This window comes from Leisingera sp. ANG-DT (assembly GCF_000813785.1).
In the GTDB taxonomy this organism is placed as follows: domain Bacteria; phylum Pseudomonadota; class Alphaproteobacteria; order Rhodobacterales; family Rhodobacteraceae; genus Leisingera.
In genome coordinates, this window is sequence record NZ_JWLE01000005.1 from 327073 (window position 1) to 344374 (window position 17302).

The window sequence follows — 17302 nt, forward strand, 5'->3', positions numbered from 1 at the left end:
CGTCCCCCGTACCATGGAATGGGGTCCTGCAATTTGAAAAGCTCCACTTCCCGGCCAAGGAACAATACCAATTTCACTTCCCGGACGGGCCCCCAGCGTTCCGATCTTGAAATCGGCTGCGCCGCTTGGCAATGTCCGCGTGTTCTCAGGGCGGGGCGGAATTCCCCACCGGCGGTAAGCGGGCCAAGTCCCGTAAGCCCGCGAGCGGCTTCCAAGCTTTTGGAAGTGTCAGCAGATCTGGTGCGACTCCAGAGCCGACGGTCATAGTCCGGATGGAAGAGAACGTGCAGGCGAGCCACGGATACGTGCGCCCGTCTGTTCGTGATCGCCTTGGGTGACGTGTCATGCCGTGCTGGCAGCGAAAAGTGGACACCGGTTTTCGCGGCCGCCAGCAGGCCACCAAACTGTATAGGAGATTACGAAATGACACACACCCGCTATGCCTTCATCAAGGCGCAATGGCATGCCGATATTGTCGACCAGGCGCTGGAGGGCTTCCTGCAGCTGATCCCGGCGGAGCAGGTCGACGTGTTCGACGTGCCCGGTGCCTTTGAAATGCCGCTCTTGGCACAGGAGTTGGCAAAGACCGGAAAATACGCCGCCGTGGCCTGCGCTGCGCTGGTCGTCGACGGCGGCATCTACCGGCATGATTTCGTGGCGCAGGCCGTGGTTGACGGTCTGATGCGCGCCGGCATGGATACCGGGGTGCCGGTTCTGTCGGTCTCGCTGACACCGCATCATTTCCAGGAAACGGAGCATCACATGGCCATCTACCGCGCGCACTTCGTGCAAAAAGGCAACGAAGCCGCCAGTGCAGCGCTGATGATCACCAAGACGCGGGAGGCGGCGCTGGCCGCATAAACGCAGCACTTACAGTGCATTATCCCCTGCACCAGCCCGCCGCACCGGCGGCGGGCATCCGGCAAAAAGGCCAAAAAATCAGCTTAACCATTTGTTTATAAACAAGGTTTCGTAGCGAAACCCCTTTTCACTTACACGCCTCCGAAACCGGCTCCCGGCGGCGCGTCAGGCAGATCCCAAATAAGCCTTCAAGGCCGGCGGCGGGTTGTTCAGCAGCTCCGCCGTTGCCTGCGGCTCATGCGCCCTGCCCTCCGCCACCAGCACCACCTGGTCCGCTATCCGGCGGGCGTCATTCGGATCATGGCTGACCATCAGCACCGTGGCGCCGCTTTCGCGGGCCAGTTCCGCCACCAGGTCCAGCATCTCTGCCTTCAGCGCCGGGCCCAGCGCGGCAAAGGGCTCATCCAACAGCAGTATGTCCCGCCCCTGCACCAGCACCCGCGCCAGCGCCACCCGGCTTTGCTGCCCGCCGGACAGGGCCGCAGGCTTGCGTGTGCCCATGCCGCCCAGGCCAACCCGCTCCAGCGCGGCCTCAACCTGGCGCCACTCCGCCGCGCTCAGCCGCAGGTTTGCATGCAGCCCCAGCGCCACGTTCTGCGCCACGGTCAGATGCGGGAACAGGTTGCCGTCCTGAAACAGCATTGCCACCGGCCGCTTGCCCGGCGCCTGGCGGGTCAGCTCCGCGCCATTCCACAAAATACGCCCGCGGGTCACCGGCAGGAAACCGGCCACGGCCTCCACCAGCGTCGATTTCCCGGCGCCAGAAGGGCCGATCACCGCGACGCAGGCGCCGGGCGCGATCTCCAGATCGGCTTCCACCGCGTAGTCGCCGTTCATGATCCGGCAATTCTCAAGCCTCAGCATGCCAGCGTCCCCCGCGGTCCAATATCCAGAATGCGCCCATCGACAGCATCAGCAAGAGCAGCGCCGCACCTGCCGCCGCCTCCATCCGGTAAGCGCCCATCAGCCGGTAGATCTGCAACGGCAGCGTAGCAAAGTCCGGATCGGCAAACAGCGCCACCACACCAAGGTCGCCCATCGACAGCGCCGCTGCTAGCCCGGCCGCAAACCCTGTCTGTGCCCGCATCCGCGGCAGGTAGACCCGGCGCACGAACGCCCATCCCTGCATGTCCAGCGACAGCGACAACCGGCCATAGCGCCCCAGAACCTCCCGCGCCCGCGGCACCAGAATGCGCATGGCAAAAGGCAGCGCCATCACCGCATTGACCAGCGCCGTCACCGGCAGCGCCAGCGCAAACGGGTCCGCAATGGGATAGATCAGAATGAACAACCCGGTGCCGATCACCAGCGGCGAGGCCGCAAGGCCGAGGATACCCGAAAGTTCGGCGATGCCGCTGCGCCCCGCGGCAGCCGCAGCGGCCATCGGCAGGGCCAGCATCAGCAGAATCACGGTGCTGAGCGCGGCAACCAGGATGGAGTTTCCGGCGGCCTGCCAAACGGAGCCTTTTAAGGCAGCCAGCCCCGGCAGACCCGCCAGCACGATTGCCGCCAGCGGCAGCAGCAAAAACGCCGCCGACAAGACAATCCAGAACCCGTCCAATCCGCGCGCCAGCAACCCCTGCCCGTCCCAGCGCTGCACAGCCCGGTCAAGCCCGGCCCCAAATCCTTCGCCCGCCGACACCCGCAACGCCACCAGCGCGGCGGCACCGGTCAGCAGCAGCTGCAGCCCCGACAGAAGCGCCGCGCGGCCGAGGTCGAAATCAAAGCGGAACGCCTGATAGATGGCGAGTTCGATGGTGGTCGCCCGGGGGCCGCCGCCCAAGGTCAGCGCCACCGCGAAGCTCGACAGGCAAATGGCAAAGACCACCGCCAGCGCGCCGGGCGCCACCCGCCGCAGCATCGGCCCTTCCAGCAGCCGCCACATCGCCAGCGGCCCGGCATCCAGCTGCGCCGCCAGACGGAAACGCTCGGCAGGAATTTCCTGCCAGCCCTGCAGGATCAGACGCGTCGCCAGCGGCAGGTTGAAGAACACATGCGCCAGCACCACCCCGTGCAGCCCGTAGATTTGAACAGGCTCTAACCCAAGGAAAATCAACCCTTGGCTCAGCCAGCCGGCCCGGCCAAAGACAGCCAACAGACCAAGGATCGCAACAATTACAGGAAGAATGAAGGGCGCGCCCAGCAGTGCAATCAGCAGCGTCCGCCCCGGGAACCGCCGCCGCGCCAGCCCGCGGGCGACGGGAATGGCAAGGCCGACGCTCAAGAGCGCCGACAGACTCGCCTGGGTCAGCGTGAACCGCAGCGCCGCCCAGTCGCTAACGCCAAACCCGGTGCCGGCCTCGGCCCGCAGGGCAACAGCCCCCAGCGTCCCCAGAATCAGCGCCGCCACCAGCAGGGCAGCGGCGCTTCCGGGAAAGGCGCTTACTGGCTGAGCGCGTCCAGCCATTCGCCCAGCGCCGCATCGCGCACTTCTGCCGCTTCCGTTTCGCTCAGCAGCAACGATTTTTCAGGCGCGATCAGGGTGCCGAATCCTTCCGGCAGGCCTGCCGCCGGGGTCACCGCCGGATACATCCAGTTGGTGGTCGGAATGATCGACTGGAACGCATCCGACACCATGAAGGCCAGGAACTGGTCGGCCAGCTCCGGCTGGTCGCTGTTCGCCAGTTTGCCGGCCACCTCCACCTGCATGTAATGCCCCTCATCAAAGGCCGCTGCCGCCTTGGAGCCGTCTTCCTCGGCAATCAGGTGATAGGCCGGCGAAGTGGTATAGGACAGCACCATGTCGGCCTCACCCTCCAGGAACATGCCATAAGCCTCGGACCAGCCCTTGGTCACGGTCACGACGTTGTCAGACAGGCCCTTCCAGATCTCCGGCGCCTCGTCGCCATAGGCGGCCTTGACCCACAGCAGCAGGCCCAGACCGGGGGTTGAGGAGCGCGGATCCTGGATGACGATCTTCTTGTCGCTCGCCGCCAGCGCCTTGAAATCCGCAGGCGCCGCGGCATCGGCGTTATGGACAAAGGCAAAGTAGCCCCAGTCATAGGGCACAAAGGTCGCGTCGTTCCATTCCACCGGCAGCGCAAACTCGGCGCTCACGGAATGCTCTGCAAACAACCCGGTTTCCTTGGCCGCCGCGGTCAGGTTGGTATCCAGCCCCAGCACCACGTCCGCGTCCGAGCGTTCGCCCTCCAGCTTGACCCGCGCCAAGAGCGCCGCGCCATCGCCTGCGCCAACCAGTTTCAGGTCGCAGCCGCAAACCTCCTCAAACGCCTTTTCCACTGCCGGGCCTGGGCCCCAGTCGGAAACAAAGCTGTCATAGGTATAAACGGTGAGTTCGGGCGTTTCGGCAAAGGCTGCCGAGGCGCCAAGCAGTCCCGCTGCAAATGCAAGATGTTTCATGCCATCCTCCTTTGCGGCTTTGGGCAAGGGTGGAGGCTGTCCAGTACCTTCCCTCCGCCGGTGTGATCCGGTTCAGGTTCAACGGGTGTCATCTCAGCGCTTGCGCGCACCCCGAGGTGGCGCGGACATTATGCCCCGGGCGCGGCAATGACAAGCCAAAGCCCCGTCAGGACCTATGACCCTTTGCAAACTGGACCGCCGCCCGCGCCGATCCTGTGTTCTTCCAGCTGAAAATATCCCGGGGGAGCCGCCCCAGGCGGCGGGGGCAACGCCCCCTCTCGCCTTTGCCGCAGAGGAATCCGCTTGAGGCACAGGCCCCTGCCCGCTAAGCACGTCCCGCAAAGGAGACCGCGCCTCATGTCGATGAACAGCTTTGGACACCTCTTCCGCGTCACCACCTGGGGCGAGAGCCACGGGCCCGCGCTAGGCGCCACCGTCGACGGCTGCCCGCCGAACGTGCCGCTGGAGCCGGAAATGCTGCAGCAGTGGCTGGATAAGCGCCGCCCCGGCCAGAACAAGAATACCACCCAGCGCAATGAGCCGGACGCGGTGAAGATCCTCTCCGGCGTGTTCGACGGCATGTCCACCGGCACCCCGATCCAGCTGATGATCGAAAACACCGACCAGCGCTCCAAGGACTACGGCGAGATTTCCCAGACCTTCCGCCCGGGCCACGCCGACATCACCTATTTCCAGAAATACGGCAACCGCGACTACCGCGGCGGCGGCCGCTCCTCGGCGCGCGAGACCGCGGCGCGGGTGGCAGCCGGCGGTGTTGCACGTGAAGCAATCAAGGCACTGGTGCCGGGGCTGGAGATCAAGGGCTACATGACCCAAATGGGCGAGCTGGAGATCGACCGCAGCCGCTTTGACTGGGACGCGATTGAACAGAATGATTTCTGGATCCCCGACGCTGGCGCAGTGCAGGAATGGGAAGACTACCTGCAGGCCCTGCGCAAGGCGCATGATTCCGTTGGCGCCGTGGTTGAGGTTGTTGCCCGGGGTGTCCCCGCAGGCATCGGCGCGCCGGTTTATGGCAAGCTGGACACCGATCTGGCCGCCGCGATGATGTCGATCAACGCCGTGAAGGGCGTCGAGATCGGCGAAGGCATGAACGCCGCGCGCCTCAAAGGTTCGGAAAACGCCGACGAGATTTTCATGGGCGAAAACGGCCCTGAGTATTCCTCCAACCACGCCGGCGGCATCCTCGGCGGCATCTCCACCGGGCAGGATGTTGTGGTGCGCTTTGCGGTCAAGCCAACGTCGTCAATCCTCACCCCGCGCAAATCGATCCGCAAGGACGGCTCCGCCACCGAGGTGATCACCAAGGGCCGCCACGACCCCTGCGTCGGCATCCGCGCGGTGCCGGTGGCCGAGGCGATGATGGCCTGCGTAATCCTCGACCACCTGTTGCTGCACCGCGGCCAGATCGGCGAAAACCAGGGCCGGATCGGCTGAAGGTAAGGCTCTAATAAGCGCCAATTCGCATTCTCAAGGGTGAAGCGTGCAGATGCAGGCTTCGCCTTTTTCGTTCCTCAGCCGTGGTCGCTGCCGCATTGCCCGTGATCGCCCAGCGCCGACAGCACCTTGCAATCTCCGCCCTGCCCGTGGCCGCACAGATGGGTGATGCGCTCCAACTCCCCCGCCAGCCGCTCCAGCCTGGTTATCCGCGCCCGCACCGCATTCAGCTGCGCCTCGGCGATGCGGTGCACCTCTGAGCAATCCTCTCCCAATTGTCCCTCGATCGACATCATCACCTTGATGTCCTCCAGCGAAAACCCAAGGTCGCGGGCATGTCTGATAAAACCCAGCGCGTCCATGCCGTCCTGCCCGTAGCGGCGCTGGTTGCCGGCATTGCGGCCCGGTTGCGGCAGCAGGCCGATTTCCTCGTAATAGCGGATGGTGGGCACCTTCACGCCGGTGGCCTTGGACAGCTGGCCGATGGAAAACATCGCAATGACCTCTTGATGCTCTAGTGACTAGAGGCCCTACATTGATATCGAATCAGGAATGAGGACAAGAGCAATGGCAGGCTGCTGCAATCACAACGCAAGGTTCGACGGGGTATCGGACGACTACAAACGCAGGCTTTGGCTAGTGATCGCCATCAACGCCGGCATGTTCGCGGTGGAAATGGGCGCGGGGCAGATGTCCGGCAGCCAGGCGCTGAAGGCGGACGCGCTGGATTTTCTGGGTGACGCGCTGACCTATGGCATCTCATTGGCGGTGATCGGCGCCACCCTGCGCACCCGCGCGCTGGCGGCCCTGGGCAAGGGCATCAGCCTGTTGCTGATGGGCGCCTGGGTGTTTGGCTCCACAGTGTACCAGGTGTTTTACGTCGGCGTGCCGCAGGCGCAGATCATGGGTGTGATCGGCTTCATGGCGCTGGCGGCCAACCTGATCTCGGTCATGCTGCTGGCCCGCTACAAGGACGGGGACGCCAATGTGCGCTCGGTCTGGCTCTGCTCGCGCAATGATGCGATCGGCAATGTGGCGGTGATGATTGCCGCCCTGGGGGTCTGGGGCACCGCCACCGGCTGGCCGGACCTCATCGTGGCCGGCATCATGGGCGGGCTGTTCCTGAGCTCTGCCTTCCAGATCCTGGTGCAGGCAGTGCGGGAATGGCGCGAGGAAGAGGCACACGCAGAAGCGCACCAACACTAAGGGCAGCGCCCTCCCGTGGAGAGGGGCGGGCGCGGACCGGTATGCCGGCCGGACGGAACAGTGCTTCAGCCAAACAGCCCTGCGTATTCCTCACGCAGGGCTTTCTTCTGCACCTTGCCCATGGTGTTGCGCGGCAAGGCCTCCAGCAGGATGATCTCCTTGGGCTGCTTGAACTTGGCCAATTGCCCCATCAGCGCCGCCTTGATCGCCTCTGCACTGGTGCCCTTGCCTTCCGGCACAACCACCGCCACCACTGCCTCGCCAAAGTCGGGATGCGGCACGCCAATGACGGCGCTTTCCAGAACCCCCGGCAGATCGTCGATCAAGCTTTCGACCTCCTTGGGATAGACATTGAATCCGCCGGTGATGATCAGATCCTTCTCGCGCCCGACAATGGTGACATAACCGTCAGCGTCGATCTTTGCCATGTCGCCGGTGATGAACCAGCCATCCGGCTGCAGCTCCTCCGCCGTTTTCTCCGGCATCTGCCAATAGCCCTGGAACACATTGGCCCCGCGCACCTCCAGCACGCCGATCTCTCCGGCCGGCACCTCAGAACCGTCCCGCATCACCCGCGCCTCCACCCCCGGCAGCGGGAAACCGACGGTGCCGGCCCGGCGCTCTCCGTCATAGGGGTTGGAGGTGCTCATATTGGTTTCGGTCATCCCGTAGCGTTCCAGGATGCGGTGGCCGGTGCGGGCCTCCCACTGCTCGTGGGTATCGACCAGCAGGGGTGCGGAGCCGGAGATGAACAGACGCATGTTTGCAGCGCGCTCCGGCGTCAGCCGGTCATCCGACAGCAGGCGGGTGTAAAAGGTCGGCACCCCCATCAGCGCCGTGGCCTTGGGCATCGCCTCCAAAATGGCATCCCCATCGAACCCCGGCAGGAACACCACCTGGGCGCCGGCAAACAGCGCCACATTGGTTGCCACAAACAGCCCGTGTGTGTGGAAGATCGGCAGCGCATGGATCAGCACGTCGTCCTTGGTGAACCGCCAGCAATCCCGCAGCGTCAGCGAGTTGGAGGCCAAATTGTCATGGCTCAGCATCGCACCCTTGGAGCGCCCGGTGGTGCCGGAGGTATAAAGGATCGCCGCAAGATCATCCGCCTTTCGGGCAACCGCTTCAAATCCGTTCTGCCCGTCAGCCAGATCGCGCAAGCTCCCCTGCCCCGCCGCATCCAATGTCAGCACCTTGGCCGCGCCGGAGACCGCGCTGATCTCCTCCAGCCGTGCAGGATCGCAAACCACCACCCGGGGCGTTGCGTCGCCAACGAAATAGGCGACTTCCGGCCCGGTATAGGCAGTGTTCAAGGGCAGAAAGATGCCGCCCGCCATCACCGTGCCCAGGTACAGCTCAATCGCCTGAATGGTCTTCTGAACCTGCACCGCCACCCGGTCGCCGGGCTGCACCCCCTGGGCCGCCAAGGCTGCCGCCATCCGCTCCGCTCCGGCAAACAGCGCGCCGAAGGTGACCGTGCCGCCCTCCGGGAGCCGGGCAAAAACATCCTCCTCGCGCCCCAGCGAGGACTCGCGCAGCTGGCGGATCAAGTGGTTGGCGTCATACATCGGCGGCTCCTTCATCTGGCGGCGCCATTTGCGCGGCTTGGCCAGCCAAAATCAAGCCATTGATCTTTGCGGCGCTTGGGCGCAGGGTCGCGCCATGGCAAAATCCTTAACATCGCATCGGCCTGTGCTGGCGGTCCTCTTGAAAGTGACCGCGATTGCGCTGTTCACCGCATTGTCCGGGATCATCAAGGCCACCTCGGAAACCGTGCCCGCAGGAGAGGCGGTGTTCTTCCGCTCCTTCTTTGCGATCCCCGCAATTGTGGCCTGGCTGGCGGCGCGCGGCGAGCTGCGGCACGGGCTGATCACCAAGAAGCCGATGTTTCACGTGTGGCGCGGACTGGTCGGCACCTCGGCGATGGGCATGACCTTCATGGGGCTGGCGCTGCTGCCGCTGCCGGAAGTCACGGCCATCGGCTATGCCACGCCGATCTTCACGCTGCTCCTGGCGGCGCTGTTTCTGGGCGAGACCATCCGGCTGGTGCGGATCAGCGCCGTCGCCATCGGCCTTCTGGGCGTTCTGATCATGATCTGGCCGCGCCTGGGCGGCGATCTGGGCGATGGTGCCATGCTGGGGGTGCTGCTGGTGGTCGGGGCCACCGTGGCCCGCGGCTTTGTGCAGATTCACATCCGCCGCATGGTGCAGTCGGAGCATACCGCGGCCATCGTGTTCTATTTCTCGCTGACCGCCTCGGCCCTCGCGCTGCTGACGGCACCTTTCGGCTGGGTGATGCCGGATGCGCAGACCGCCGCGCTGCTGGTCAGCGCCGGGCTGGTCGGCGGCGTGGCACAGATCCTGGTCACCTCCTCCTACCGCTTTGCGCCCGCCTCGATGCTGGCGCCTTATGACTATGCCTCGATGATCTTTGCCATCGTGATCGGCTACGTCTGGTTCGATGAATGGCCGACGCTGGTGATGCTGGCCGGCGCCGCACTGGTGATTGCCGGCAATGTGCTGGTGATCTGGCGCGAGCACCGGCTGGGCCTGCGGCGCGGCAAGGCCAAGCCGCTGATCGACCCCAAGGGCGGATAACAGGCTCTACCAAGGAGTTTTCCGACAGCTGGGCCTGCTTCCCAATCAGCCTGGCTCAGATTGCGCGGGTCAAACCGCCGTCCACGCGAATGTTCTGCCCGGTGGTATAACCCGCATCATCCGAGGCCAGATAGGCCACCAGCGCAGACACCTCGCGCGCAGTGCCATAACGCCCCATCGGGATCCGCGCCTTGCGGTCCTCAGTCTCCGGCAGGCTGTCGATGAAGCCCGGCAGCACGTTGTTCATGCGCACACCCTGGGCCGCGAACTTGTCGGCAAACAGCTTGGTAAAGCTTGCAAGCCCCGCCCGGAACACGCCGGAAGTCGGGAACAGCGGATCCGGCTCAAACACCGCAAAGGTGGAAATGTTGATGATCGACCCCTTGCCCTGCGCCGCCATGATGGGCGCCACCAGCCGCGCCGGGCGGATCACATTCATCAGGTAGAACTCCATCCCCAGATGCCAGTCCTCGTCACTGATTTCCATGATGTCGCCCTTGGGCCCGTGACCTGCGGAATTGACCAGCACGTCGATCCGCCCCCAGCGGTCCATTGCCTTGTCCACCAGCGCCTGCAGATCGGATTGCTCCAAATTAGAGCCAGTGTGGCCCACCCCGCCCAGCTCCTGCGCCAGCGCCTCGCCCTTGCCGGAGGACGACAGGATCGCAACCTCATACCCTTGTTCGTGAAGGTGGCGGGCGGCATCCGCGCCCATGCCGCTGCCTGCGGCGGTGAAGAGAGCAACCTTGGTCATGTCCATACTCCTTTGCTTGCCTCCAAGATGGCGGTTCAGGCCGCGCTTGACCAATCATGTCTCATCGCGCCAGACTGTAGAAAAACTACTGGCTGTAACCTGATGCGCCTGCCCAACCTCAATGCCCTGCGGATGTTCGATGCCGCCGCCCGCCACCTGAACTTCGGCCGCGCTGCGGAGGAGCTGCACCTGACCCAGGGCGCAGTGGCGCAGCAGGTGCGGCGGCTGGAGGCCGATCTGGGCCACAAACTGTTCCACCGCCACGCCCGCGGGCTGACCCTCACGGACACAGGCCGCAGCTATCATGCGCCAGTCCGGCAGGCGCTGATGCTGATCCGCGAAGCCACAGACCAGCTGGCACCCGCGGTGCAGCGGGTGACGCTGTCGGTGCCGCCTTCCTTTGCCTCGAAATGGCTGGTGCCCCGGCTGCCGGAGTTCGAGGCCCGCCACCCCGGCATCGACCTGCGGGTTGTGGCCGAGGAAAGCCTGACGGATTTCAAGCGCGACGGCATCGACATCGCCATCCGCCAGGGCGGCAAGCCGCAGGAAAGCAGCCTGAACTCTGCGCTGCTGTCGCTGGTGGACCTGGTGGCAGTGGCACGCCAGGATTCGGCTCTAACAAAAGAGGATTCTCCCGAACTGGAGGATCTGGCGCAGCACACGCTGATCCAGGACGGGCACCACCACTGGGACCTTCTGCTGCGGCAGGAGGGTCTCTCTGCCACGGGCCGGGTGCTGCAATTCAACCAGACGGCTCTGGCGATGGATGCGGCAATGAACGGCCAGGGCATCGCCCTTGTGCCCCGCATTTTCCTGGGCAGCCAGCCGCTGGCAGAGCTGTGGCAGGCCCCGCGGCTGGGGGATCAGGGCTTCTATGTGCTTTGGCCCAGCACTCAGGGCCGGGCCAAGACGGTGGTGGACTGGCTGCTGCGCCAATAACATTCAGGCAGAGGCGGCCTCAGCTTCTTCCGGCGCGCTGAGCGAGATCACAGCAACAACCGCCGCGCCATTCAGCCAGTAGAAGGCCGCATCCAGCCCGGCAAAGCCAAAGACAAAAGGCGCCGCCAGAAAGATGAGGCCAACAATCAGGTCAACCGTCAGATGCAGCTTGTAAGGCAGCACCCGGATCAGGCCGAGGTGATGGTCCGTCAGCACCGTCAGGACAAATGCGGCGATGCCGGTTGCCACCGACAGCCACAGCGCCAGCGGATTGCTTTCACCGAGGCCCAGCAGGAACGGCAGCCCCATCAGGGCAATGGCCACCGGGTAGTCGAGATAGGCGTGGATGGTGCGCGTCAAAAAACGGAGGGGCATGTGTCAGGTCCTTTTCTGTTTTTCAGGACCGCAAGGTTTGCGGCCATGAACCCAGAGTGGACTCAAAATCAGGAACGAATAACTCTAGCTAAGACAAGAAACCTTGCAGATCGTTCACATGTGCGACGTTTCGGAAAAATCGACATTGGCATGCTTCTGCCGGTACGCCGCCGGAGAGAGGCCAACCTGCTTGCGGAACACCCTGGAAAACGCAGCTTCGGAAGCGTAGCCCGCCAGTTCCGCCGCGTCGGCGACATTCAATCCCTGCTCCGCCAGCCCCTGGCAGGCAATTTGCATCCGCCAGGACGTAAGATACTGCATCGGCGTCACCTCCATCTTGGCAGTAAAGGTTTGGGCAAACCCGGTCCGCGACATTCCCGCCGTCCGGGCCAGGTCCTCCACCGACCAGTTTGCTGCCGGATTTTTGTGAAACGCCGTCAAGGCGCGGTGGAGCCGGGGGTCTGCAAAACCGGCCAAGGCGCTGTCATCCGACGTCAGGCTTTCCAGGTGCACCCGGATCGCCTGCGCAAAGATCGCTTCGGACATTTTCAGCGCAATCAGGTCACCGCCCATGCGCGCCTGCCCGGCTTCCGCGGCAATGACCCGCAACGTTGCCTCCAGCCAGGCACCGCGGGCTTCGCCATAGTCCTGAATATGCATATAGGGCGGCAAACGGTCCAAAAGCATATGCCCGGCACCGGTATGCCCTTGCGCGCCATAAGAAATATGCCCGCAAATCAGCTGCGTATCCCGGTCGTCCTCATCCCCGCCGTAAACCAGCACGCCTTCGCCCTGATACCCGGACAGCTCCAGCACCCGCTCCAGCGTCAGGACTGCCTCTTTGCCGGTGGTGGAGCAAAACAGCATATGTTCCGCCCCATGCGGGATCACCACCAGATCCCCCTGCGCCAGCCGGATCGTGTCACCGGTCTGCGGCAGATGCACCAGGCATTCACCGCGATGGGCAAAATGGAACCGCGCCACATTCTGGAAGGACGGCACATGCACCCCCCACGGCGGCGTGAACGAGGTGCGGAAATAGAGCGTCCCCTTCAGGGAAAGCCGCGTGAGAATGTCGCTTAACAGATCCAGCATGGCAGGAGGATACCCCTTCGGTGCCACGCGTCCAGAGTGCTGGACGATCTGCAATATCTTTCGGCCTATCACGCATTCAACGCCACAACGTTTTCACGGATCAAGGTGGGACTGACAAAACAAGGAGTCGCAAGATGACATTCCGTTTGCTTTCCGCCGCTGTTCTCGCTGGCGCCGTGGTCCTGCCGGCCCATGCCGCAGAGCCGATGAATGACCTCGAAATCGCCCATACCGCCTATACTGCAGGCCAGCTGGACATACGCTATGCCCATCTCGCACTGGCGGTATCTGAAAATGCCGACGTGCGCAGCTTTGCTGAAACCATGATCCGCGACCACTCCGCGGTCAACTCAGCTGCAGTTGATCTGATCACCGAATTGAACGTCACGCCTCAGGACAACGACCTCAGCCGTGCCCTGGTAAAGGGGGCCGCAGACAAGCGGGCAGAGCTGATGGGCCTCTCCGGCAACGCCTTCGACTGCGCCTATGCCCAAAATGAGCTGGGCTACCATCAGGTTGTCAACAAGACCGTCGAGGAAAGCTTTCTCCCGGCAGTCACGGTTGCGCCGCTCAAAGAGCTGCTGACGGATGCGCTGGCGACATTCAAGGTGCACGAAAGCCATGCGGAACAGATGGTCAGCAATCTGCAATGCAGCTGACACGGCGGCGGCTGATCGCAGCGGGCGGACTGACGGCGGCCGCAGCAGCCTTGCCCGCAGCGGCCGCACCAACAGTCCGGGTCCGGATCCGGAAGTTCGCATTTGACCCGAAAACAGTCTCTATTAAGGCTGGTCAGCGTGTCGAGTGGGTGAATGAGGACATTGCCCCGCATACGGCGACTGAAGATAATCATCTGTGGGACACAGGCGAACTGGAAAGGAACGGGTCTGCCACGCTCACCTTTGATACACCGGGAACGTATGCCTATTTCTGCGCCTTCCATCCAAAGATGAAAGCGCAAGTGATCGTCACCGCGTGACAGGCTGCAACGAAAACGGGCGCCCCGCATCGGGACGCCCGTATCTTCTGTGCAGGTCGTGATCTGCCTCAGGCGCGGACCAGCGCCTCATAGTCTTCGGCGATCTCGCGGGTCAGGTCACCAACTTCAAAGGTATAGTCGCCGATCTGCCCGACCGGCGTGACCTCTGCGGCGGTGCCAGTCAGCCAGCACTGCTCAAAGCCTTCCATCTCTTCCGGCTTGATGCGGCGCTCGTGCACGGTGATGCCCTTGTCCTTCAGCATCTGGATCACGGTCTGACGGGTGATGCCGTTGAGGAAGCAATCGGCCAGCGGGGTGTGCACCTCGCCGTCCTTCACAAAGAACACATTGGCGCCGGTGGCTTCGGCCACATAGCCGCGCCAGTCCATGAACAGCGCGTCAGAGCAGCCCTTGGCCTCTGCCTTGTGCTTGGAGATGGTGCAGATCATGTAGAGGCCCGCCGCCTTGGCGTGAACCGGGATGGTTTCCGGGCTCGGGCGCTTCCATTCCGCAATGTCGAGCTTGGCACCCTTCATCTTGGCGTCGCCGTAATAAGCGCCCCAGCCCCAGACCGCGACCGCCATACGCACCGGGTTCTTGGCCGACGCCACGCCCATGTCCTCACCCGAGCCGCGCCAGACCAGCGCGCGGACGTAGGCGTCCTGCAGGCCGGAGGCTTTCAGCGCCTCTTCCTTGGCCGCCTCGATCTGATCGACGCTATAGGGCATCGGCATGTCCAGCGCTTCTGCGCTCGCGATCAGGCGCTCGGAATGTTCGCGGCTCTTGAAGATCTTACCGTTATAGGCGCGCTCGCCCTCGAACACGGAGGAGGCGTAGTGCATCGCATGGGTCAGGATATGCACCTTGGCATCCCGCCAGTCGACCAGCTCCCCATCCATCCAGATCACACCGTCGCGGTCGTCGTAACCAGCCATGCCGCACCCTCCTGATTTCTGCGGTGATTTTCATTTATTGCGCAAGTTAAGGCCGAACCGGACACAATCTTGCGCCAAAGCTGCGATTCGATACATCTTCACCCTTGGAATGTCAACAACACTGACATAAACTGACCGGTAATACAGACGAGGGGGCACCACATGCCTGAGGGCCGGACAGGGCAGGGATACAGCGGCGAAAGCCTGCTGTTTCTGACAGATGAGCAGCTGCGTCAGGGGATCGAGGCAATGTTTTTTGCCTACCGCGGCTTTACCGCCGATCCGGACCGGATATTGGCCGAAATGTCCTATGGCCGGGCGCATCACCGGGCGATCCACTTCATCAACCGCTCGCCGGGCACCACGGTGAACAACCTTCTCAGCATCCTGGGCGTGACCAAACAGTCGCTGAACCGGGTTCTGCGCACTCTGATCGGCGACGGGCTGGTGATCTCCAAAGTGGGGGAGCTCGATAAACGCGAACGCCACCTCTACCTGACCGACCAGGGCGCAGCGCTGGAGGCGACGCTGTCCGATGCCCAGCGCGCCCGGATGCGCGCTGCGTATAAGGACGCAGGCCCCGAGGCGGTGCAGGGTTTCAAGACGGTGCTTGAGGCGATGATGGACGCGGACATGCGCCGCGCCTATGCCAAGCTGCGGGACTGATCAGGCATGACCACCCATGACGCTCATCTGCTGATCGTCGATGACGACGAGCGCATCCGCGGCCTCTTGAAGAAATTCCTGATGCGCTCCGGTTTTCTGGTGACCGCTGCGCGCGATGCCGCCCACGCGCGCCGGGTGCTGGCGGGGCTGGATTTTGACCTGATCGTCATGGATGTGATGATGCCGGGCGAGGACGGTGTGTCGCTGACCCGCTCCCTGCGCGAAACCATGACCACCCCAATCCTGCTGCTGACCGCCAAGGGCGAAACCGAGGACCGGATCGCGGGGTTCGAGGCCGGGGCGGACGACTACCTGCCCAAACCTTTCGAGCCCAAGGAACTGCTGCTGCGCGTCAACGCGATCCTGCGACGGATGCCGGACACGGTTGCACAAGAGGCCGCGCCCAAGGTGCTGCACCTGGGCGCCATCCGCTATGACATCGAGCGCGGCGAGATGTGGCAGGGCGACGAGCTGATCCGCCTCACCGGCACCGAAAGCCAGCTGATGAAAATCTTTTCTGCCCAGCCGGGTGAGCCGGTCTCCCGCACCAAGCTGGTCGAGGATCTGGGCCGCGACCGCGGCCAGGCGCAGGAACGCGCGGTGGACGTGCAGATCACCCGCCTGCGCCGCAAGATCGAGCCGAACCCGAAACAGCCGCAATACCTGCAAACCGTCCGCGGCGCTGGCTACATGCTGGCACCCGACTAGAACCGGCCCGCCTCTTCTTCTGGCCGGAAATATCCCGGGGGGGTGAGGCCCAGCGCCCCTCCCTTTTCGCCCAAATGCTGCCAAGGCGGTGCACAGGGGGTGCACACCCGGTGCACGCATGTCACCCCCCGGTTTTCCCTTGCAGCCAGACACCGCCCCCACCTAGTGTCGCGCCAAGTCCCGCAGCCGGAGGAACGCGCTTATGACCACCGCCCTGATCACCCACGCGGATTGCCTCAATCACGTCACACCCGAGGGCCACCCCGAACGTGTCGCCCGGCTGGAACACATCCTGCACGCGCTGGAGCCGTTGGACCTGAAGCGGGTGACAGCCCCGATGGCGGCGGAGGATGACATCCTGCGCATCCACCCCGCCGGCTACCTCTCGGACCTGCGCAAGGCCTCCCCGGCAGAGGGCTGGGCACAGATCGACGGAGACACCTTCCTGTCTCCCGGTTCCCTCGACGCCGCCTTCCGCGCTGCGGGGGCCGTGGTACGCGGTGTCGACATGGTGCTGGGCGGCGAGGTGCAGAACGCCTTTGCCGCGGTACGCCCGCCGGGCCATCACGCCGAAACAGACACTGCAATGGGGTTTTGCCTGTTCGGCAACGCCGCGCTGGCGGCCAAGCACGCGCTCGATCACCATGGCCTCAGCCGCGTTGCGGTGGTGGACTTCGACGTCCACCACGGCAACGGCACTCAGGACCTGTTGTGGGACGAGCCGCGCGCGCTGGTGATCACCAGCCAGCAGATGCCGCTCTGGCCCGGCTCCGGCCGCCCGGATGAGGACGGCGCCCATGGCCAGATCCTCAACATGCCGCTGCCGCCGGGTTCGGGCCGGACAGAGATGCAGGCGGCCTATGAGGGCCAGGCCTTCCCGCGCCTGCGCGCCTTCAAGCCGGAGCTGATCATTATCTCCGCGGGCTTTGACGCCCATCAGGACGACCCGCTGGCCAGCCTCAACTGGGCCACCGCCGATTTCGCCTGGATCACCGCGGAACTGGGCAAACTTGCCAGTGAGCTGTGCCAGGGCCGTATCGTCTCGACTTTGGAAGGCGGATATGATCTGAACGCGCTGTCCGCGGCAACCCGCGCGCATGTGGAAGAATTGATGAAGGCACCGGCATGACTGAGACCCCCGTAGACCAGATGAGCTTTGAACAAGCGATGCGCGAGCTGGAAGGCGTGGTGGACCAGCTGGAGCGCGGCGACGTGGCGCTGGACGCCTCGATCGCGCTCTATGAACGCGGCGCGGCGCTGAAGAAACGCTGCGAGGACGAGCTGAAGCGCGCCGAGGAGAAAGTCGCCGCCATCACCCTGGACGCAAACGGCACCCCCAAGGGCACCCAGCCATTGGACGCCGGCTGA

The 17302-nt window shown here is 64.0% G+C and carries 20 protein-coding genes and 2 riboswitches; of the genes, 11 read left to right on the forward strand and 9 right to left on the reverse strand.

The genetic code is table 11. The features are described 5' to 3' along the window. The first annotated feature begins 137 nt into the window (after nt 1-137). Nucleotides 138-288: riboswitch (FMN riboswitch) on the forward strand. 135 nt (nt 289-423) lie between these two features. After that, nucleotides 424-861, forward strand: coding sequence for a 6,7-dimethyl-8-ribityllumazine synthase (locus tag RA21_RS06845; protein WP_019297562.1), 438 nt, complete (start codon nt 424-426; stop codon nt 859-861). A gap of 165 nt (nt 862-1026) precedes the next feature. On the opposite strand, the gene RA21_RS06850 is transcribed toward RA21_RS06845, so the two are convergent. The 3 genes from RA21_RS06850 to thiB are packed head-to-tail and all read right to left on the reverse strand — an operon-like array spanning nt 1027 to nt 4221. Further along, nucleotides 1027-1725 carry a thiamine ABC transporter ATP-binding protein gene (locus tag RA21_RS06850; RefSeq protein WP_039147481.1) on the reverse strand — a complete coding sequence of 233 codons (699 nt, stop codon included), beginning with the start codon at nt 1723-1725 and terminating at the stop codon, nt 1027-1029. Continuing rightward, nucleotides 1712-3268: a thiamine/thiamine pyrophosphate ABC transporter permease ThiP gene (locus RA21_RS06855; RefSeq protein WP_052257609.1), complete on the reverse strand. Its 1557-nt coding sequence runs from the start codon at nt 3266-3268 to the stop codon at nt 1712-1714. The genes RA21_RS06850 and RA21_RS06855 overlap by 14 nt, the downstream gene beginning before the upstream one ends. After that, the gene (gene thiB / locus RA21_RS06860) at nt 3244-4221 is read right to left on the reverse strand and encodes a thiamine ABC transporter substrate binding subunit (RefSeq protein WP_039147482.1); all 978 of its coding nucleotides are present in this window, start codon (nt 4219-4221) and stop codon (nt 3244-3246) included. Before thiB ends, RA21_RS06855 begins: the two co-directional genes overlap by 25 nt. Before the next feature lie 32 nt (nt 4222-4253). Next, a riboswitch (TPP riboswitch) is annotated at nt 4254-4345 on the reverse strand. Between the two features lie 233 nt (nt 4346-4578). Here thiB and aroC point away from each other — a divergent pair. Continuing rightward, entirely contained in the window at nt 4579-5679 is a 1101-nt protein-coding gene (gene aroC, locus RA21_RS06865; RefSeq protein WP_019297559.1) for a chorismate synthase, read from the forward strand. Between the two features lie 77 nt (nt 5680-5756). Here the strand turns inward: aroC and RA21_RS06870 are convergent, their stop codons facing one another. Beyond that, on the reverse strand, nt 5757-6173 hold the full coding sequence (locus RA21_RS06870) for a MerR family transcriptional regulator (RefSeq protein WP_039147483.1): 417 nt from the start codon (nt 6171-6173) through the stop codon (nt 5757-5759). A 73-nt stretch (nt 6174-6246) separates the two neighbouring features. Between RA21_RS06870 and RA21_RS06875 the strand changes: the two genes are divergently transcribed. Further along, nucleotides 6247-6885 (forward strand): cation transporter, encoded by a 639-nt coding sequence (locus RA21_RS06875; protein WP_039147484.1) that lies wholly within the window; start codon nt 6247-6249, stop codon nt 6883-6885. 65 nt (nt 6886-6950) lie between these two features. Here the strand turns inward: RA21_RS06875 and RA21_RS06880 are convergent, their stop codons facing one another. After that, a complete protein-coding gene (locus RA21_RS06880; protein ID WP_039147807.1) occupies nt 6951-8453 on the reverse strand; it encodes a malonate--CoA ligase in 1503 nt (500 codons plus the stop codon). A gap of 94 nt (nt 8454-8547) precedes the next feature. Between RA21_RS06880 and RA21_RS06885 the strand changes: the two genes are divergently transcribed. Further along, complete coding sequence (locus RA21_RS06885) at nt 8548-9483, forward strand: DMT family transporter (protein WP_039147485.1); 936 nt, start codon at nt 8548-8550, stop codon at nt 9481-9483. Nucleotides 9484-9538: 55 nt separating this feature from the next. Here RA21_RS06885 and RA21_RS06890 read toward each other — a convergent pair whose 3' ends face one another. Then, a complete protein-coding gene (locus tag RA21_RS06890) occupies nt 9539-10243 on the reverse strand; it encodes an SDR family oxidoreductase (RefSeq protein WP_039147486.1) in 705 nt (234 codons plus the stop codon). Nucleotides 10244-10339: 96 nt separating this feature from the next. Here RA21_RS06890 and RA21_RS06895 point away from each other — a divergent pair, with 96 nt between their 5' ends. Next, nucleotides 10340-11176, forward strand: coding sequence for a LysR substrate-binding domain-containing protein (locus tag RA21_RS06895; RefSeq protein ID WP_039147487.1), 837 nt, complete (start codon nt 10340-10342; stop codon nt 11174-11176). A gap of 3 nt (nt 11177-11179) precedes the next feature. Here the strand turns inward: RA21_RS06895 and RA21_RS06900 are convergent, their stop codons facing one another. Both RA21_RS06900 and RA21_RS06905 read right to left on the reverse strand, forming a co-directional pair. Beyond that, entirely contained in the window at nt 11180-11551 is a 372-nt protein-coding gene (locus RA21_RS06900; RefSeq protein WP_039147488.1) for an SPW repeat domain-containing protein, read from the reverse strand. A 114-nt stretch (nt 11552-11665) separates the two neighbouring features. Continuing rightward, nucleotides 11666-12646, reverse strand: a complete 981-nt coding sequence (locus RA21_RS06905; RefSeq protein ID WP_039147489.1) for an AraC family transcriptional regulator — start codon at nt 12644-12646, stop codon at nt 11666-11668. 134 nt (nt 12647-12780) lie between these two features. On the opposite strand from RA21_RS06905, the gene RA21_RS06910 reads away from it, so the two are divergent. After that, on the forward strand, nt 12781-13305 hold the full coding sequence (locus RA21_RS06910; RefSeq protein WP_039147490.1) for a DUF4142 domain-containing protein: 525 nt from the start codon (nt 12781-12783) through the stop codon (nt 13303-13305). Further along, complete coding sequence (locus RA21_RS06915; protein ID WP_039147491.1) at nt 13296-13625, forward strand: cupredoxin domain-containing protein; 330 nt, start codon at nt 13296-13298, stop codon at nt 13623-13625. The genes RA21_RS06910 and RA21_RS06915 overlap by 10 nt, the downstream gene beginning before the upstream one ends. Nucleotides 13626-13693: 68 nt before the next feature. Here the strand turns inward: RA21_RS06915 and RA21_RS06920 are convergent, their stop codons facing one another. After that, the gene (locus RA21_RS06920) at nt 13694-14560 is read right to left on the reverse strand and encodes a branched-chain amino acid aminotransferase (RefSeq protein WP_019297548.1); all 867 of its coding nucleotides are present in this window, start codon (nt 14558-14560) and stop codon (nt 13694-13696) included. A 162-nt stretch (nt 14561-14722) separates the two neighbouring features. Between RA21_RS06920 and RA21_RS06925 the strand changes: the two genes are divergently transcribed. The 4 genes from RA21_RS06925 to RA21_RS06940 all read left to right on the forward strand — a co-directional run bounded on the left by RA21_RS06925 (nt 14723) and on the right by RA21_RS06940 (nt 17302). Then, a complete protein-coding gene (locus tag RA21_RS06925; RefSeq protein ID WP_029204953.1) occupies nt 14723-15226 on the forward strand; it encodes a MarR family winged helix-turn-helix transcriptional regulator in 504 nt (167 codons plus the stop codon). A 6-nt stretch (nt 15227-15232) separates the two neighbouring features. Continuing rightward, nucleotides 15233-15934: a response regulator gene (locus tag RA21_RS06930; RefSeq protein ID WP_039147492.1), complete on the forward strand. Its 702-nt coding sequence runs from the start codon at nt 15233-15235 to the stop codon at nt 15932-15934. A 202-nt stretch (nt 15935-16136) separates the two neighbouring features. Beyond that, complete coding sequence (locus RA21_RS06935) at nt 16137-17063, forward strand: histone deacetylase family protein (RefSeq protein ID WP_039147493.1); 927 nt, start codon at nt 16137-16139, stop codon at nt 17061-17063. Then, entirely contained in the window at nt 17060-17302 is a 243-nt protein-coding gene (locus tag RA21_RS06940; protein WP_019297546.1) for an exodeoxyribonuclease VII small subunit, read from the forward strand. Before RA21_RS06935 ends, RA21_RS06940 begins: the two co-directional genes overlap by 4 nt.

Bases quoted from the DNA above. Each gene is read 5' to 3' on its own strand.
- RA21_RS06850 (WP_039147481.1), bottom strand. From the start codon at position 1,725: ATGCTGAGGCTTGAGAATTGCCGGATCATGAACGGCGACTACGCGGTG.
- RA21_RS06875 (WP_039147484.1), top strand. From the start codon at position 6,247: ATGGCAGGCTGCTGCAATCACAACGCAAGGTTCGACGGGGTATCGGAC.
- RA21_RS06855 (WP_052257609.1), bottom strand. From the start codon at position 3,268: ATGGCTGGACGCGCTCAGCCAGTAAGCGCCTTTCCCGGAAGCGCCGCT.
- RA21_RS06880 (WP_039147807.1), bottom strand. From the start codon at position 8,453: ATGTATGACGCCAACCACTTGATCCGCCAGCTGCGCGAGTCCTCGCTG.
- RA21_RS06930 (WP_039147492.1), top strand. From the start codon at position 15,233: ATGACCACCCATGACGCTCATCTGCTGATCGTCGATGACGACGAGCGC.
- RA21_RS06900 (WP_039147488.1), bottom strand. From the start codon at position 11,551: ATGCCCCTCCGTTTTTTGACGCGCACCATCCACGCCTATCTCGACTAC.
- RA21_RS06895 (WP_039147487.1), top strand. From the start codon at position 10,340: ATGCGCCTGCCCAACCTCAATGCCCTGCGGATGTTCGATGCCGCCGCC.
- RA21_RS06920 (WP_019297548.1), bottom strand. From the start codon at position 14,560: ATGGCTGGTTACGACGACCGCGACGGTGTGATCTGGATGGATGGGGAG.
- aroC (WP_019297559.1), top strand. From the start codon at position 4,579: ATGTCGATGAACAGCTTTGGACACCTCTTCCGCGTCACCACCTGGGGC.
- thiB (WP_039147482.1), bottom strand. From the start codon at position 4,221: ATGAAACATCTTGCATTTGCAGCGGGACTGCTTGGCGCCTCGGCAGCC.
- RA21_RS06890 (WP_039147486.1), bottom strand. From the start codon at position 10,243: ATGGACATGACCAAGGTTGCTCTCTTCACCGCCGCAGGCAGCGGCATG.
- RA21_RS06910 (WP_039147490.1), top strand. From the start codon at position 12,781: ATGACATTCCGTTTGCTTTCCGCCGCTGTTCTCGCTGGCGCCGTGGTC.
- RA21_RS06845 (WP_019297562.1), top strand. From the start codon at position 424: ATGACACACACCCGCTATGCCTTCATCAAGGCGCAATGGCATGCCGAT.
- RA21_RS06885 (WP_039147485.1), top strand. From the start codon at position 8,548: ATGGCAAAATCCTTAACATCGCATCGGCCTGTGCTGGCGGTCCTCTTG.
- RA21_RS06925 (WP_029204953.1), top strand. From the start codon at position 14,723: ATGCCTGAGGGCCGGACAGGGCAGGGATACAGCGGCGAAAGCCTGCTG.
- RA21_RS06940 (WP_019297546.1), top strand. From the start codon at position 17,060: ATGACTGAGACCCCCGTAGACCAGATGAGCTTTGAACAAGCGATGCGC.
- RA21_RS06935 (WP_039147493.1), top strand. From the start codon at position 16,137: ATGACCACCGCCCTGATCACCCACGCGGATTGCCTCAATCACGTCACA.
- RA21_RS06915 (WP_039147491.1), top strand. From the start codon at position 13,296: ATGCAGCTGACACGGCGGCGGCTGATCGCAGCGGGCGGACTGACGGCG.
- RA21_RS06870 (WP_039147483.1), bottom strand. From the start codon at position 6,173: ATGTTTTCCATCGGCCAGCTGTCCAAGGCCACCGGCGTGAAGGTGCCC.
- RA21_RS06905 (WP_039147489.1), bottom strand. From the start codon at position 12,646: ATGCTGGATCTGTTAAGCGACATTCTCACGCGGCTTTCCCTGAAGGGG.